The 15,301-nt window shown below is 49.5% G+C and carries 16 protein-coding genes; all 16 read right to left on the minus strand.

Going from position 1 to position 15,301, the window contains the following annotated elements:
* Positions 1–137 precede the first annotated feature (137 nt).
* A complete protein-coding gene (locus Q9O24_10250; GenBank protein MDQ7075507.1) occupies positions 138–518 on the minus strand; it encodes an aspartate 1-decarboxylase in 381 nt (126 codons plus the stop codon).
* A 77-nt stretch (positions 519–595) separates the two neighbouring features.
* Entirely contained in the window at positions 596–1,474 is an 879-nt protein-coding gene (panC, locus tag Q9O24_10255) for a pantoate--beta-alanine ligase (protein ID MDQ7075508.1), read from the minus strand.
* A 5-nt stretch (positions 1,475–1,479) separates the two neighbouring features.
* Positions 1,480–2,292, minus strand: a complete 813-nt coding sequence (gene panB / locus Q9O24_10260; protein MDQ7075509.1) for a 3-methyl-2-oxobutanoate hydroxymethyltransferase — start codon at positions 2,290–2,292, stop codon at positions 1,480–1,482.
* Positions 2,289–2,795, minus strand: a complete 507-nt coding sequence (folK, locus tag Q9O24_10265) for a 2-amino-4-hydroxy-6-hydroxymethyldihydropteridine diphosphokinase (GenBank protein ID MDQ7075510.1) — start codon at positions 2,793–2,795, stop codon at positions 2,289–2,291. Before folK ends, panB begins: the two co-directional genes overlap by 4 nt.
* Positions 2,795–3,160, minus strand: coding sequence for a hypothetical protein (locus tag Q9O24_10270; GenBank protein MDQ7075511.1), 366 nt, complete (start codon positions 3,158–3,160; stop codon positions 2,795–2,797). The genes folK and Q9O24_10270 overlap by 1 nt, the downstream gene beginning before the upstream one ends.
* Positions 3,161–3,177: 17 nt before the next feature.
* The gene (gene pcnB / locus Q9O24_10275; GenBank protein MDQ7075512.1) at positions 3,178–4,158 is read right to left on the minus strand and encodes a polynucleotide adenylyltransferase PcnB; all 981 of its coding nucleotides are present in this window, start codon (positions 4,156–4,158) and stop codon (positions 3,178–3,180) included.
* 83 nt (positions 4,159–4,241) lie between these two features.
* Positions 4,242–4,580 (minus strand): P-II family nitrogen regulator, encoded by a 339-nt coding sequence (locus Q9O24_10280; protein MDQ7075513.1) that lies wholly within the window; start codon positions 4,578–4,580, stop codon positions 4,242–4,244.
* 57 nt (positions 4,581–4,637) lie between these two features.
* Positions 4,638–5,834 carry an ammonium transporter gene (locus Q9O24_10285; GenBank protein MDQ7075514.1) on the minus strand — a complete coding sequence of 399 codons (1,197 nt, stop codon included), beginning with the start codon at positions 5,832–5,834 and terminating at the stop codon, positions 4,638–4,640.
* Positions 5,835–6,232: 398 nt separating this feature from the next.
* Positions 6,233–6,805 carry a hypothetical protein gene (locus tag Q9O24_10290; GenBank protein MDQ7075515.1) on the minus strand — a complete coding sequence of 191 codons (573 nt, stop codon included), beginning with the start codon at positions 6,803–6,805 and terminating at the stop codon, positions 6,233–6,235.
* Between the two features lie 479 nt (positions 6,806–7,284).
* Complete coding sequence (locus tag Q9O24_10295; protein MDQ7075516.1) at positions 7,285–8,550, minus strand: virulence factor BrkB family protein; 1,266 nt, start codon at positions 8,548–8,550, stop codon at positions 7,285–7,287.
* Between the two features lie 3 nt (positions 8,551–8,553).
* Complete coding sequence (locus tag Q9O24_10300) at positions 8,554–9,936, minus strand: leucyl aminopeptidase family protein (GenBank protein ID MDQ7075517.1); 1,383 nt, start codon at positions 9,934–9,936, stop codon at positions 8,554–8,556.
* 158 nt (positions 9,937–10,094) lie between these two features.
* On the minus strand, positions 10,095–11,897 hold the full coding sequence (locus Q9O24_10305) for an Ig-like domain-containing protein (GenBank protein ID MDQ7075518.1): 1,803 nt from the start codon (positions 11,895–11,897) through the stop codon (positions 10,095–10,097).
* Between the two features lie 378 nt (positions 11,898–12,275).
* Positions 12,276–12,944 (minus strand): HAD-IA family hydrolase, encoded by a 669-nt coding sequence (locus Q9O24_10310; protein MDQ7075519.1) that lies wholly within the window; start codon positions 12,942–12,944, stop codon positions 12,276–12,278.
* Positions 12,945–12,983: 39 nt separating this feature from the next.
* Positions 12,984–13,367 (minus strand): YajD family HNH nuclease, encoded by a 384-nt coding sequence (locus tag Q9O24_10315; GenBank protein ID MDQ7075520.1) that lies wholly within the window; start codon positions 13,365–13,367, stop codon positions 12,984–12,986.
* A gap of 30 nt (positions 13,368–13,397) precedes the next feature.
* Complete coding sequence (locus Q9O24_10320) at positions 13,398–14,312, minus strand: hypothetical protein (GenBank protein MDQ7075521.1); 915 nt, start codon at positions 14,310–14,312, stop codon at positions 13,398–13,400.
* Entirely contained in the window at positions 14,309–15,301 is a 993-nt protein-coding gene (locus Q9O24_10325; protein MDQ7075522.1) for a serine/threonine protein kinase, read from the minus strand. Before Q9O24_10325 ends, Q9O24_10320 begins: the two co-directional genes overlap by 4 nt.

Genomic DNA, 15,301 nt, shown 5'->3' on the forward strand with positions numbered 1-15,301 from the left:
ATAGCGGGGCGTTATCGATAAGGATGTAAGCCAAACCGGCAACGGGTTGGCCACAAGGAAGAGGAAGGATTCTGATCGCTACCAACGAATTAGCAGGGAGCCTGATTCATTGGTATTTTTATTTTATCCAAAAAAATTCAAGCCACTTGCATCGGAATAGCATTGGCACTGCGTACCATCTCATTGGCTTCATTGACATAAATCAAACGGGGTTTAAAGGCCTTCGCTTCTTGAGTAGACAGCTGTGTATACGCACAGATAATGACCCTGTCATTTGGGTTGGCTTTATGCGCTGCTGCACCGTTCACCGAAATCATCCCCGAACCCGCTTCACCCCGAATCACATAAGTGGTAAAACGCTCGCCATTATCAACGTTGTAAATCTGGATCTGTTCGTATTCCAAAATACCCGACGCATCCAATAAATCCGCATCAATCGCACAAGAGCCTTCATACTCCAGCTCCACTTGAGTAACACGCACTTTGTGCAATTTTGCCTTTAACATCGTGACCTGCATGACTCTTTAACTCTTCTTCAAAGGGGAATAAAACTCAACAACCGAGGTGACAATTATGAAAGATAATGACCACCGCATCAATGCTCTTGATGCATGTCAACCTCAGCTAGAATCAGATTATCAATCAATCGCGTTCGTTCTAATTGCACCGCCACCAACAACACCCAGCTCAATGGGTCGGAACTCAGCGCCACCTCTGATAAATCGGCAGCGCTGCGAACAGCCAAATACTCCACCCGCAAACCAGCCTCATTGAGAGCCTCCACCGTCTGCCGCAAAGCCGTCTCTCGATCCATCTCACACTTAAGTAAGGTCTTCGCCAAACGCGTAAGCTTCTGATACAACAGAGGCGCTCTTGCACGTTCATCCGAGCTTAAATAGCCGTTACGCGAACTCATGGCCAAACCGTCGCTTTCCCGCTGCGTCGGCACCGAAACAACCTCAATGGGATAATTAAGATCGTCACAAAGCCTGCGAATCACCAACAGTTGCTGATAATCCTTCTGGCCAAACAACGCCACCTGCGGCTGCACCAAGTTAAACAGCTTACTCACCACCGTGGCCACACCAACAAAATGGCCAGGCCGATGCACACCACAGAGCTGCTCCGTCAGCCTCTCCGGCACCTGTACTTGTGTGCTTGATTCAGCCCCACGCGGGTAGATCACCTCATTCGTTGGCATAAACACCAGATCCACCCGCGCCTCTTCTAGCCGCTCTAGATCAGCCAACAAGGTTCGAGGATAGGCTGCCAGATCCTCATCCGCGCCAAATTGCAGTGGATTAACAAAAATACTCACCACCACTCGAAACGCCTGTTTTTTTGCCTCGGCCACCAAACTCAGATGCCCCGCGTGCAAATTACCCATCGTCGCCACCAGTGCAATGGACTCCCCATCACTGCGCCACTCCGATACCTGCTCACGCAGATCCTCAATGTCATCGGCGAACGTCATCAGCATCAGGCTAAAACCTGTTCAGGTGCGGGAAAAGAGCCCACTTTGACCGCTGCAACGTAGGCCGCAATCGCAGCTTGAATCGAATCGTGTCCCAAGAGGAAATTTTTACTGAAACGTGGCGCGTTGTGACTCAAACCCAACAAATCGTAAAGCACCAAAATTTGGCCATCCACTCCAACACCGGCTCCGATACCAATCACCGGAATATCCACATTGGCTGTAATTTCGCTGGCCAACAACTCGGGAACACACTCCAATATCAATAGATCCGCACCGGCCTCCGCCAGCAACACCGCGTCTTTTAATAAAATCGCCGCACTCTGATCATCTTTGCCTTGCAGCCGATAACCGCCCAATTTATGCACTGCTTGAGGCTGAAGCCCCAAATGCGCGCAGACCGGAATGCCCTTTTGCGCCAGCAATTTCACGGTCTGCACCTGACTGGCACCGCCTTCCAGCTTCACCATCTGCGCGCCACTCTCTTTCAACAGACGACCGGCGTTGTGCAACGCACTCATTGGATCGACGTAGCTCATAAAGGGCAGATCCACCACCAACAACGCCTGTGACAGCCCTCTGCGCACCGCCTGTGCATGATAAACCGTCTCATCCATCGTCACGGGCAACGTGGTTTCATGACCTTGAATCACCATGCCGAGAGAATCACCGACCAAAACCAGATCCACACCCGCCTGATCCAAAATTTTGGCAAAACTGGCATCATAGGCGGTCAAACAGGCGATTTTTTCACCGGCCTGTTTCATCGCTTGCAGACGAGTTACGCTCATTTTTTGTGGTTTTTTTTCTGCACTCACGCCCTTTGCACCTCATCACTCTCATCTGGCAAACGCCACAACGTCTCTTTTTCTATCTTCAGTAGCAGGTCTGTAAGGCAGCCCTGTTTTGGAATAAACAGCTCATCCACAATCTCAGACAACGGCAACAGCACAAACGCTCGCTGCGCGATACCGACGTGAGGCACCTGCAGACGCGGATGATCAATGATCTGACCTCCATACAACAGCAGATCCAGATCTAAAACCCGTGCTCCCCAGCGTTCGCCCTTCAATCGCCCAAAGTTCACCTCAATGGCTTGCAGCTGATCCAGCAACGCCAGCGGAGCAAGAGCGGTCTCAATATTCACCACGGCATTGACGTAATTCGGTTGATCTTGTGGCCCCATCGGCACACTGCCATAGAAAGAGGATGCGGCAATAAAACGACTCTCTGGCAGCCGCTTTAAAACTTCGATGGCGCGCAATAACTGTTGAGCGGGTTGCTCTAAATTACTGCCCAAGGCAATGTAACACTCAACCATTACTGCTCACTGTCAGACTTTTTAGCGTATTTTCGCCGCCGCTTACGCTTTCGAGGCTGATCCGGTTTGGGAGCCTGACGCGCCATCTCCTCTTGCTGCTCGGCGGGCAACTCTTGAATACGAGTCCACCAATCGCTGCGCTCTTGCAACGAGGAATCCAACTCAGCTCGCAGACAAAGGAAATCGTAACCGGCACGAAAACGAGGCTGCTCCAGCAAACGCAGGGCTCGTTTGCCGGTGTAGGTCAACAAACGTCCTTGCATCATCCAAATTTCCCGCATTGGGAAAGAAAACCGTTTTGGCAATGACGTGTGTGTCAATTGCACCGCCAAAGCGTCATCACCGGCACGCTGCATCGCCACCATTGGCGCTTCACCTTTTGCTAACCAAAGCTCATAACGCTCAGAGACATCAGGCCAAAGAAAAACGGCATATAAAAAGCCGGAGTCACCGATTTGCCTGCACGAATGCGCTGATCGGTGTTATTCAAGCCCCGCTCCAGCAGATCCCAAGTTGACTCATCGTCGTCACCCAGCTTTTTTGCCGCATGGGGAAACAGATAATCCAACAGATAATAGTCGTGCAACAACTCCAAACTCTTCACCGCATGACCGCTGTGAAACAGCTTCAGCACCTCTTCAAACAGACGCGCTGGTGGAATCTCTCCCAATTCAGAAGCAAGATCAGCAATGGGATCGCTGGCTTCAGGGGCAATTTCAAAGTCCAATTTAGCCGCAAAGCGTACCGCGCGTAACATCCGCACGGGATCTTCTTTATAACGGGTCACCGGATCGCCAATCAGACGCAAGAGACGCGCAGACACATCAGCCATGCCACCGGCGTAATCGTGAATAGAATAGTCTTTAATATCGTAATAAAGTGCGTTAACGCTGAAATCTCGGCGCAGGGCATCCTCAGCAATGTCACCAAAGACGTTATCGCGCATGATGCGGCCACCGGCATCGGTACGACCGTCTTCACCGTCACGATGACTGGCACGAAAGGTGGCCACTTCAATCACTTCACGCCCATACAGCACATGCGCCAGACGAAAGCGGCGACCAATCAAACGACAATTGCGAAACAGCGCGCGAACCTCTTCAGGACTGGCGCTGGTGGCAATATCAAAATCTTTAGGTTTCAAGCCGAGCAGCAGATCACGTACTCCGCCGCCGACCAAACAGGCTCGAAAACCCGCATCATTAAGACGATAGAGCACTTTTAACGCATTTTTACTGATGTTATTCCGTGAGACACCGTGCTCTGAACGAGGAATAATAGTTGCCACTGGCGCTTTTTTCACCCTTTCAACCCTCTCCACTGCAACCGTACCCTTTAGTCGCTGCCAAATCCGCGCAATCATACCATTACCGCTCTCTCCCAGGAAAAAAAAAGCCTAGCATTCAGCTAGGCTCTGTTCAATCAAAACGATGCAATCAATTGCATTTAAAGTATCTGATCGCCCTCTTCTCCCGTACGAATGCGTACCGCACGTTCCACACTGTCAACAAATATTTTGCCATCACCAATCTTGCCGGTACGGGCAGCCGTTGAAATCGCCTCGATACAGCCCTCGACATGAGCGTCTTCCACCACCACCTCCAGCTTGATTTTTGGCAGAAAGTCGATCACATACTCTGCTCCACGATAAAGCTCTGTATGCCCCTTCTGGCGACCAAAACCTTTGACCTCCGTCACGGTCATGCCATTAACGCCGTTAGCAGAAAGCGCCTCACGCACATCATCCAGTTTGTACGGTTTTATAATTGCGGTCACTCTTTTCATCAGTTCTACACCTCAAATTTGATCTTCATTGAACTGTCTCACAGAAAGCACGTACCTTCAGCTGTCGTATTTAGGCGAAGCAGAGATCTTATGGATACTCAAATCAGCGCCCTGATGCTCTTCCTCTTCTGACATACGAATACCCATGGTCTTTTTCAGTAAGCCATACACCACAAGCCCACCAGCGAGTGCAATCGTAGCACCAACGACCGTTCCTACCAGCTGAGACATAAAGGTCACACCACCTGCTCCACCTAAGGCCGTTAAACCAAAGATACCAGCGGCAATACCTCCCCAAACACCACACAAACCATGCAGAGGCCAAACACCCAATACATCATCGATTTTCCAACGATTCTGAGTCAAAGTGAAGCTCCAAACAAACAAGCCACCAGCAACGACACCTGTGGCCAAAGCGCCCAGGGGATGCATCAAATCTGAACCTGCACAGACCGCGACCAAACCAGCCAAAGGCCCGTTGTGGACAAAACCCGGATCATTACGACCAGCCACAAGTGCGGCCAAAGTGCCGCCCACCATTGCCATCAAGGAATTCACTGCCACCAAACCACTCACGGCATCAATGGTCTGCGCAGACATCACATTAAAACCAAACCAACCCACGGTAAGTACCCAGTCCCCCAAAGCCAAAAAGGGAATACTGGAAGGGGGGTGAGCCACCACCAGACCCTCCTTGGTGTAACGCCCTTTACGTGCCCCCAACATCAAGACCGCACCAAGGGCAAGCCAGCCCCCCATCGCATGCACCACCACAGAACCGGCAAAATCATGAAACTCGGCTCCAAACGTAGATGCCAACCACGCTTGAAAGCCCAGTTGACCGTTCCAAATCATACCTTCAAACGTAGGATAGATCAGAGCGACAATCACGAAAGAAGCCAGCACTTGTGGATAAAACTTAGCCCTCTCAGCAATACCTCCTGAAATAATCGCTGGAATGGCTGCTGCAAACGTCAGCAGGAAGAAGAACTTAACCAGCTCGTAACCATTTGTTTGGGCTAAAACATCCACCCCAGAAAAGAAGTCGATCCCATAAGCGATGCTGTAACCGATAAAGAAATAAGCAATCGTTGAAACACAAAAATCAATCAAGATCTTAACCAACGCATTGACCTGATTCTTCTCTCTTACTGTCCCCACTTCCAAAAAAGCAAAACCGGCGTGCATCGCCAGCACCATCACAGCACCGATCAAAATAAACAACACATTTGAACCCGACTGCAAAACCTCCACAAACATCCCCTTTCAGTGCCAATAAGCACCAATGTTATAAAAAAAGATCAAGGTAAAAAAATATACCTTGAAAATCAATATCTTAATAAAAAACAAGAGCGCACCATTTTTGATCACAGGCGCACCAAGACACTTTATGTCAAAACCTGTTACAAAAATCAAGGATAAAATAGGAAGTGGGTTAAAAACTCAAGAAAAAAGAAACAAAAGGATTAATAAAGAGTCTGAAACTTCTAGAATAAGATCACAGTATATGGGGAATTATCTGCGTAGAATGACGTTTCTTTAAGCCCAAGCAGTTAAAACAACAAATTGCGGGCAAAAAAAAGGGCACATGATGTGCCCCAAAGTCGCGTGGAAACTGTATCCAATGATGTTTACCCTGTTAACTCACTCCGTCAAGAACGATGCATATTCAGAGCAAGACGATTTACGTCACTTACACCAACCAAATAAATTTGGTCATCAATGGCGTAATTTTGCTCACAACGTCTTGTTAAGGTCAGCTCACCAACATCATCACTGAAACTAAATTTGGCCTTACCCAGTACATCCAACTTCACCAAGTTGCGACGCACTGTTTTGTCACTGACATTCTCTGCAAATGTCCAACTCTGCAACACACTTTGATGACTGGAGCGGCGGGGATCAATGCGCCGCTTGTCAACACGACGATAATCAACTCGGCGTGGATCAAAACGACGCACATCAACTCGGCGCTGATCGAAACGACGTGGGTCACTAAACCGGATCTCACCGTTATGATAACTCGTCATCAAATGCACGCTTGCCACCTTAAGGCTCCGGTCACTGGAAAGAAAAACCGACCATAAAGCAACCAACACCATAATTGCAAAGAGTGGCAAAACAACATTGAGTAATGAGCCGGTTACCGTCTCTTGTGCAGCGTAAGACGGTTGATCTAAATCATTTTCCAAACCAGGAAAAAACCGTGCAGTTAAAACGTCCATAATTTTTCTCAATCTCGCCACTCTGTGGCATAGGAAACTTAGTTCCTGATCGCGATAGTACACGACCAGTCTGATAATTTTCGGATAACCCGACTACTGTGACTTTACTAACAACACAGGTAAAAGCAGGATCTGTGCCTTGCTTGCCAAATATATTAGTAGAAGTAATCCTACATATTTCAAATTCAATGACTTAAGGTATTGTTAAGGCATTTAACCACGATCAGAAAATAGTAAATGCAATGGTTTAGGAGGGAAAACAGCCACACTAAAAAAAAACAAAATAATCATTAAAAACAGTCATTTGAAGCGCTAAAATGCACCTATCATCAGCAGAATTAGGCCTTACATCACTAAAATACCAGCAAAGAAAGATAAAGCCCAGAAACGAAACACATTAAAAATCTCAATAAAAAGAGATAATTAGTATTTAAAAACCTTATTACTTAATTTTTTTAATCTGCTAAACGTGATTGTGGTCACACAACCGTGCAATTTTCAGCATACAAAGTACTCAGTGGGTCACACATCGCTTCACCCAAATAGGGCTGCAAGCTCTGCATACGTAAATAAAAACTTTGATCCCAATCATCATCAACCGATAAAGCTGCCTTTACTTCTGTCTCAGGCAAAACAAAACGGTGCGCTTGGTACAGATCCAACAACGTCACCTGACTCAAATCTCGCGCCAAAAGCCACTCACCCATTTCGGTACGATGCACATACCGGGCTTTTTCCAGCAGCCGTAACAGCACCTCTAAATTCTCATGGCTGATCGCTTCACGCTGCAACAAGGTTTTTTCAGAGAGGCTTTCACCCCTCTTTTGTGCCAACCAAAGGTGACCCAAACAGCGATAAGCCAAATGAAAATCAGCATCATAAGAGGCTTTACCATCAGCAGAGGTATGAAAACTGCTGAACGCCTGCGTCACCTCAGCACCAAACAACGCCACCATCCACGATAAATAAATCCAAACCAAAAAAATCGGTACCGAAGCCATAGCACCGTAAATCGCCTCATAAGTAGGAAAATTGGTCACATAAAACGCAAAGCCTTTTTTTGCCACCTCAAACAGCAACGCCGCCACCACCCCGCCTGCCAACGCATGTTTAAAGGGCACCCGACAGTGCGGCACGATGCTGTAAATCAAGGTAAAGGCCAGCGCCGAGAGCATAAACGGCACCGTTCTCAACAGACCAAAACCTTTGCCCAAATTAGCCGCATCGGAAAACAGCGGCATCGAGACCACATAAGAGCTGAGCGCCAACCCCGCCCCCATCAACATCGGTCCCAAACTCAGCACCGCCCAATAGACCATAAAACTGCCTAAGGTGCTGCGTTTGCGCCGCGTACGCCAGATGTTATTAAACGCCTTATCAATCGCCGCCATTAACAGCAACGCCGTCATCACCAAACCGATGATGCCCACCGCAGTCAAACTCGATGCCTTTTCAGAAAAGGTCTGCAAATAACCCTGCACCACCTCACCCGAAGAAGGCATAAAGTTTTCAAACACAAAACTTTGCAAACCACCACTAAACTGTTCAAAAACAGGAAACGCCGCCAACACGGTAAAAATCACCGCCATTAACGGCACCAAAGAGAGCAGCGATGTGTACGCCAAGGACGAAGCGTACTGCACACAGCGATCTTCGCCAAAACGACAGCCCACAAAAGCAATAAACTGCTTGCTCAGCCGCACTTTTTGGCGCCAACCCACCGCCTGACTCCACCCATTAAACATGGCTCAAACAGCCTTTGTATAACGTTGCTGAAGATAGGCAAACACGGTGCGAATGCCCATCGCCTCACCGCCTTCAGGCCGCCCAGGTCGAGGACGGTTGTTCCACGCCATGACATCAAAGTGCAACCATTCGATTTCATCAGGTACAAACGCCTGCAAAAAGAGCGCAGCGGTAATCGCCCCACCTTGAGGCACCGTAGCCGAATTAAGCAGATCGGTAATTTTGCTCTCAATAAACCCTCGGTACTCCTGATGCAACGGCAAACGCCAAGTAGGGTCTTGCAGCTCAGCAGAGAGACTCATCAACTGCTGGGCAGTATCGTCATTGGTAGCAAAAAAGGCCGCCACCTCCGTCCCCACCGCTACCCGTGCCGCACCGGTCAACGTAGCAAAATCGAGCAACAGCTCCGGCGACTCTTCCGCCGCCAAGGCCAAGGCATCACACAACACCAAACGCCCTTCCGCATCGGTGTTATCAATCTCAATGCCTAAGCCCTTACGAGAAGCCAATACGTCACCAGGCCGAAACGCATTTCCAGAAATAGCATTCTCTACCGCAGGCACCAACACTCGCAATCTCACAGGCACTTTAGCCGCCATAATCATCGAGGCCAGAGCCAGCACATGCGCGCCACCGCCCATGTCCTTTTTCATCCAACGCATAAACTGCCCGGGTTTGATGTTCAGCCCACCGCTGTCAAAACAGACCCCTTTGCCCACCAAGGTCACCTTGGGGTGAGACACATCACCCCAATTCAGATCCAACAGACGCGGTTCAAACACACTCGCCCGACCCACGGCATGAATGGCTGGAAAATTATTCTCCAACAACTGCTCACCCACCACTTCGGAAAATTCAGCACCAAACTGTCCAGCCAACGTGCGCATCACCTCCGATAGGTCAGCAGGCATCATGTCTTGAGCGGGGGTATTGAGCAGATCACGACAGAGACAGGTGGCCTCCACCTGCTGCTGCACTGCGGCCAAATCACCTTGTTTCATTAACAATCGCGCAGGTTGGCGAGCAAATTTACGATACCGATCAAATTGATACGCCCCTAACCCCCAACTCAAGGCCAGCTTTTCTGCCAAAGGTACATTCACACTCGCCTCTAACGCATAAACCCCCTCAGGCAAAGACAACGACAGTGAGCCAAACGCCCAAAAATCAGCATCATCGTTCAAACAGACCAACACCGCTTCCAGCCCACCTTCTGAATCAGACAGCAGAGAAAATTGCCCAGAACGCGGCTCAAAGGCCGAATTAAGCAACCACCGTTGCCGCACTTTGGGCTGTGCCGCCACCCAGCTGTCGTAATCACCAGCAAATACCACATGCAGAGGCACAGTCTGCTCACTGGTTTGACTCAAAAGCACATCAGACATGGAGAATCCTTTTTAATCGGCTCTAAAAATGAAAGCCATTCTAACCCGAGTCATAAAATTCAGGCGAAAAAAAAGACCCTCAACAGAGGGTCTTCTTAGATGAACGTCTTACCTTAAAAGAGGTAAGAGCCGCTGCATCAAACTACAACTTTAAACGATTACTCGTCATCGTCATCGTCATCGTCATCGTCTTCGTCATCGTCTTCGTCTTCGTCATCATCTTCGTCATCATCTTCGTCATCATCTTCGTCTTCGTCTTCGTCTTCGGCGTGACGATCCAACTCAATAACTGGAGCAGCAGTCACAACCGGAGCTGTCACAACTGGAGCTGTCACAACTGGAGCTGTCACAACTGGAGCTGTCACAACTGGAGCTGTCACAACTGGAGCTGCCACAACTGGAGGAGCAATCGTAACCGTAGCTGCCGCAGAAACCGCGCTAAGGTTACCTGCAACATCCGTTGCTGTAGCCGTCACGCTGTAAGTTCCATCAGCCAGTCCCAGCAGATCAGTTGTCCAATTGCCAGCCGCATCAGAGGTCACCAAAGCAGCCGCAAAGGAACCGGCAACCGTTACATACACCGTACTGCCAACTTCGGCACTGCCAGTGATCGTCACAACCGCACCCGAAAGCAGGTTAGCTGCGGTGCTCACAAGCGGTGCCGCAGGAGCCACAGTATCCAATGTGATGCTTGAGGTTACCCGCGAGCTGTTACCAGCCATATCGACCAGAGTCACTGTGACCGTTTGAATGCCTTGAACCGCTGGATCCAACGCACACGCCGCCAAAGTAGTCGGAGCCAAAGCACCCACGGTGCAGGTAAAGGCCGCTGCATCACAACCGCTCTCTGCATCGTTACAGGTCGCTGTTACGTTGATGGTCGTGCTGTTGGTCAGAGTCGCACCTGCATCAACAGTCACGCTGCCGGTAGGTGGCGTAATATCAGCCGGAGCAAAGACATAACTTTGCGCGGCATCAGCAATATGAACCGTACCATCCGCCGCAATATCAAACCCCGTTGCAGTACCCAAAGTTGGTGCAGGATTGGCTAAATTAGGAATTGCTTCCACAACCGTTGCAGCTGCAAATCCAGTAGCTGGATTCATCTGCATTACATCGCCACCACGACTGTAATAAAGGGTGCCCGCATTTAACTCTAGATCTGTATTAGCATCTATTGATGCACCCACTGGTGAAAATGCAATGACTGAAGACCCAGCCGCAGTCACTTTGCGAATAAAAGAAGTATCTGGCGTTGTTTCAACAACATACATATTATTGGCATCATCAATAGCAACACCTGATGGTGCTAATAGCCCTGAAGCTGCCGTAGTTACGACACCAGCCACATCAATTTTAGCAACACAGCCCTCTCGGACATTGGAAACATACAGGTTTCCTGCCGCATCCAAAGCCATATCATTGGCACTGGAGGCATCAAAGATTAAGGAACACATTACAAAACCAGTACGATAATTGGCTATCTGCTGACCTGTCGGCGCATATTTATACACACCATGAAACACAGTAGTAAATGTGGCTGAATCCCAAGACGCACCTGCATCAATAACATACAGATTATCCGCACCATCCAGCATAATGCTTACAGGCACAGCGTTAGCATCAAGCATTACGGTCGATAACACACCCGCTGCATCAATCTTACGCAGCGCCGTTTGACCTGGCGCAGAAGGATCAAGACCCGCCGCAACCGTCTCAATAAAATAGACGTTACCCACCGAATCCACCGCCACATCAATGGGTGCATTAACTGACGCACCTAATGCCACAGCCCCATCAACCGTCTGAATTGCATCACCACTGCCTGCAATTTCTGTCACCGCTGCCGCTGCCGGTTGCGCCGCTGCAACCGCCAAGGTCAAAACACTTATTTTTCCCAACGAATTCAAACCGTTCACCGTTCTACTTATTGCAGAACGCAACATCGAGTGCTCACTCATCCTCAACCCCCTCCTAGAAAAAAAAATCGTATATCCCTACTTTTCATCATTAAACTCATTAAGCTGGGTCTCCCTACCCCATACCGTGATAAAAAAAACAGCTACTGTTACCGCTCCTTCTCTTATTACCACTAATTTCTTACTTTAGTCTTAAGAAATCAGCAACCTAATGATAATCCTAACAATTTAAAAAGTAGGTTTTCTCTCAAGATCCAATATCAAGCGATCAATTTTGCAATCTACAGCACAAAACTTAAGCTACCATTCTAGTATAAATGTTAAGGAATTTAAACGTAAAAGCCAGAAAAAATACCGCGTGTGAGACGATTGCTCTCTATTTTTCCAAAAGCCAAAGCTATGTTTCAACCAAGCCGCCCTTTATCCTAATAAGGCTACCGTTGATAGGCTTTTTTCCAATTCGAACAAGGTTTTTACCGTCAAGGGCTGAGATTCACACCTCGACCACGGGGCTGCAAAACGGTTCATCCACACCGCCTGAAGACCCGCTTGCTGCGCCGCCCAAACGTCTCGCAAAGGATCATCGCCCACATGCAACAGCGACGATGGCGCAAGTTGCAAACGCTCACAGGCCAGATTGAACATCTGCGCATCCGGCTTGCCCAAAGTGACCTCCTCAGCACAAATCGAAACCTGAAACAGGTGATCAATACCGATGCGCTTCAAATTCGCATTGCCATTGGTCAACGCCACCAGCGGATACACCTGCCCCAAAGCGGCCAACACCGGCAACACATCGTCAAACAACGTCACCTCGTTGCGCGCCGCGATGAACACCTCAAACGCCTCACTCACCAACGGCTCCTGAGAATAACCCGCCTCATCGGCGTGTTGACGCAACGAGACTCGGCGCAGCTCACTCAAATCGTGCTGCAAATGAGGCTGCTGCTGAGCCAGTTGAATACGAACCTCACGCATCTGCTCGCTGCTGTAACCCGCACTAATCCGCCCCGCATGATGTTGCAGCCAAGCATACAACGTCGCTTCAGCCCGTTGAATCACCGGCTGACAGCTCCCACAGAGTGTCATCCAGATCAAAAGAGATCGCCCGAATGGCCGCAAAATCGGTCACTTTTTGCCCATCATATCTTTCAAACCCGCAAAGGGATTAAACGTGTCCTCCTCTTTAGCGCCATCGGTATGGCTGCTGTTGCCGTACTGCAACTGCTCTTCCAATTTGGAGTGCTCGTTGTCGTGGCAGAAATGGCAAAGCAACTCCCAGTTGCTGCCATCTTCGGGGTTGTAGTCGTGATCGTGATTGCGATGGTGCACGGTCAGTTCACGCAAATTTTCACGGTTAAATTCGCGGCTGCAACGACCACAAACCCAAGGGTACATTTTCAGCGCCCGATCTCGATAACCGCGCTCTTTCGCCTCTTGACTGACACGGGCATTGGCCACCAAATCGTCTAATCGACCCTGATCCAATTTTTTCTTGGTCACTTTAATCATCGTAATGCTCCTGTTAAACGCGCCGAACCGTCAATTCGGCAACCTGACAAGGTGAATGGATTGATCTTTCGCTTTACAGCGTCTGTTCTGCTTCGATTTTTTGCGCCGATCCGACACCAGCAGCAGACGGGATTTTGATAACCACGCAACCCCTTCAATATTACAGTAGAGCCGTTCTCCTGCCGCGTTTGTTGGTAAACGGTACACCTCACCGTCACCTTTCAACGACCATGAGCGCTTCTTCAAGCGCCCCACCCAGAGCCGCGACGAAGCCTGAGAAGTGATGGCAATGCGATTGTCCTGTACCGCCAGCCCCGAATAATCCACAAACCGCAGCGATTTAGGCAGCTTAATTTTGCGTTCAAAAGACCAGCGACCGGCACGTTTGGCAAACAACAACAGACGCCCTTTGCCCGCCTTACGCCCCTTTTTACCCGACGTGCAGCGATTACCTTCACAGAGCGCCAACAGATACTCTGCTCCGCCACGACTGAAAAAAGCCAAACCCTCCAAGCCTTTGTTGCCACTTGGCAGCTCAAAATCCAACCACTGGCTCTGCAATTCAGTGTCGTTAAGAAGAGTGCCACTGCTCAATTTGGCAAAAAACCCCGCATCCCTTTTGAGCGACTCCTGCAACAAATAAAACCGTTTTTCCGCTGGATCGAAGCTCAGCGCCTCGTAACCCACCCCAGACGTCTCCCCATCCAACAAGTGATTGGACGCTACTTTAGACAATGAAATTGACAGTTGAGCCACCGCAGGGCGATTATCAAACACCACATAAGCCTGCTCAGCCACCACCGTCAGGCCACTGGCTTCAAAACGCTTATCTCCTCCAACATCGGGCAGCAGTTGAACAATTTTGGCCTCTTTCTCCACCAACAGCAGACCCTCTGCCATCAGCGGAGAGAGCCAAAAAAGCCACAACAGTAACAAAAATCTCATGCGTTAAACAATTGCAACGGCGGCTCCATCAAAGCCGAATACTGCTCCCGCAAGGTCAAAATATGTTCTTCCCAATATTTAGCCGTATTGAACCAAGGAAAACTGAAGGGGAAAGCCGGATCAGACCAGCGCCGCGCCAACCATGCTGCGTAATGCATGATGCGCAAGGTACGCAACACCTCGATCAAGGGCAATTCCCGTGGCTCAAAGTGGTGAAACTCATTGTAACCTTCAACAATTTCAGCCAACTGCACCGTTTGGCGCTGACGATCACCGGACAACAGCATCCAAATATCCTGAATCGCCGGAGCCATGCGCGCATCATCAAAATCCACCAAAAAAGGCTTCTCATCGCGCCACAAAATATTACCCAAATGGCAGTCACCGTGAACGCGCAGATGAGTCACCTCCCCCACCTCCGCCAAACGCTGCTCCATCACCTTAAACAGATCCACACAGAGCGTGTCGTAAGCCAACTTTAAATCCGAGGGAATCATCTGTTCGCTGATAAACTCAACACTGTCATAACCAAAGTTTTTAATCGTCAGCGTTGGTCGTACCGCAAACGGCTGGCGTGCGCCAAGGGCGTGCATCCGCCCCAACAGCTTGCCCATAATGTAGAGGTTATCGAGATTATCCAGCTCCGGCGCATGGCCGCCTTGACGAGGATAGAGAGAAAAGAAAAAACCGGCGTGCTGAAAAATAGCCTCGCCATCCTCGCTCCTGAGAGGCGCAATCACCGGCAACTCCGCCTCTTTTAACTCAAAACAGAACGCCTGCTCCTCCTCAATCTGCGCCTCGCTCCAGCGTTCGGGGCGATAAAACTTAGCGATAATCGGCAGCTCACCCTCAATTCCCACCTGATAAACGCGGTTTTCATAGCTGTTTAAGGCCATCACATGACCATCACAACGAAAGCCGTGCGCCTCAATGGCGTCCATCACCGAGTCTGGGGTTAGACGCTCAAAGGGGTGTTGAGAATTGCTCAT

This window comes from Gammaproteobacteria bacterium (genome assembly GCA_030949385.1).
Classification (GTDB): domain Bacteria; phylum Pseudomonadota; class Gammaproteobacteria; order JAUZRS01; family JAUZRS01; genus JAUZRS01.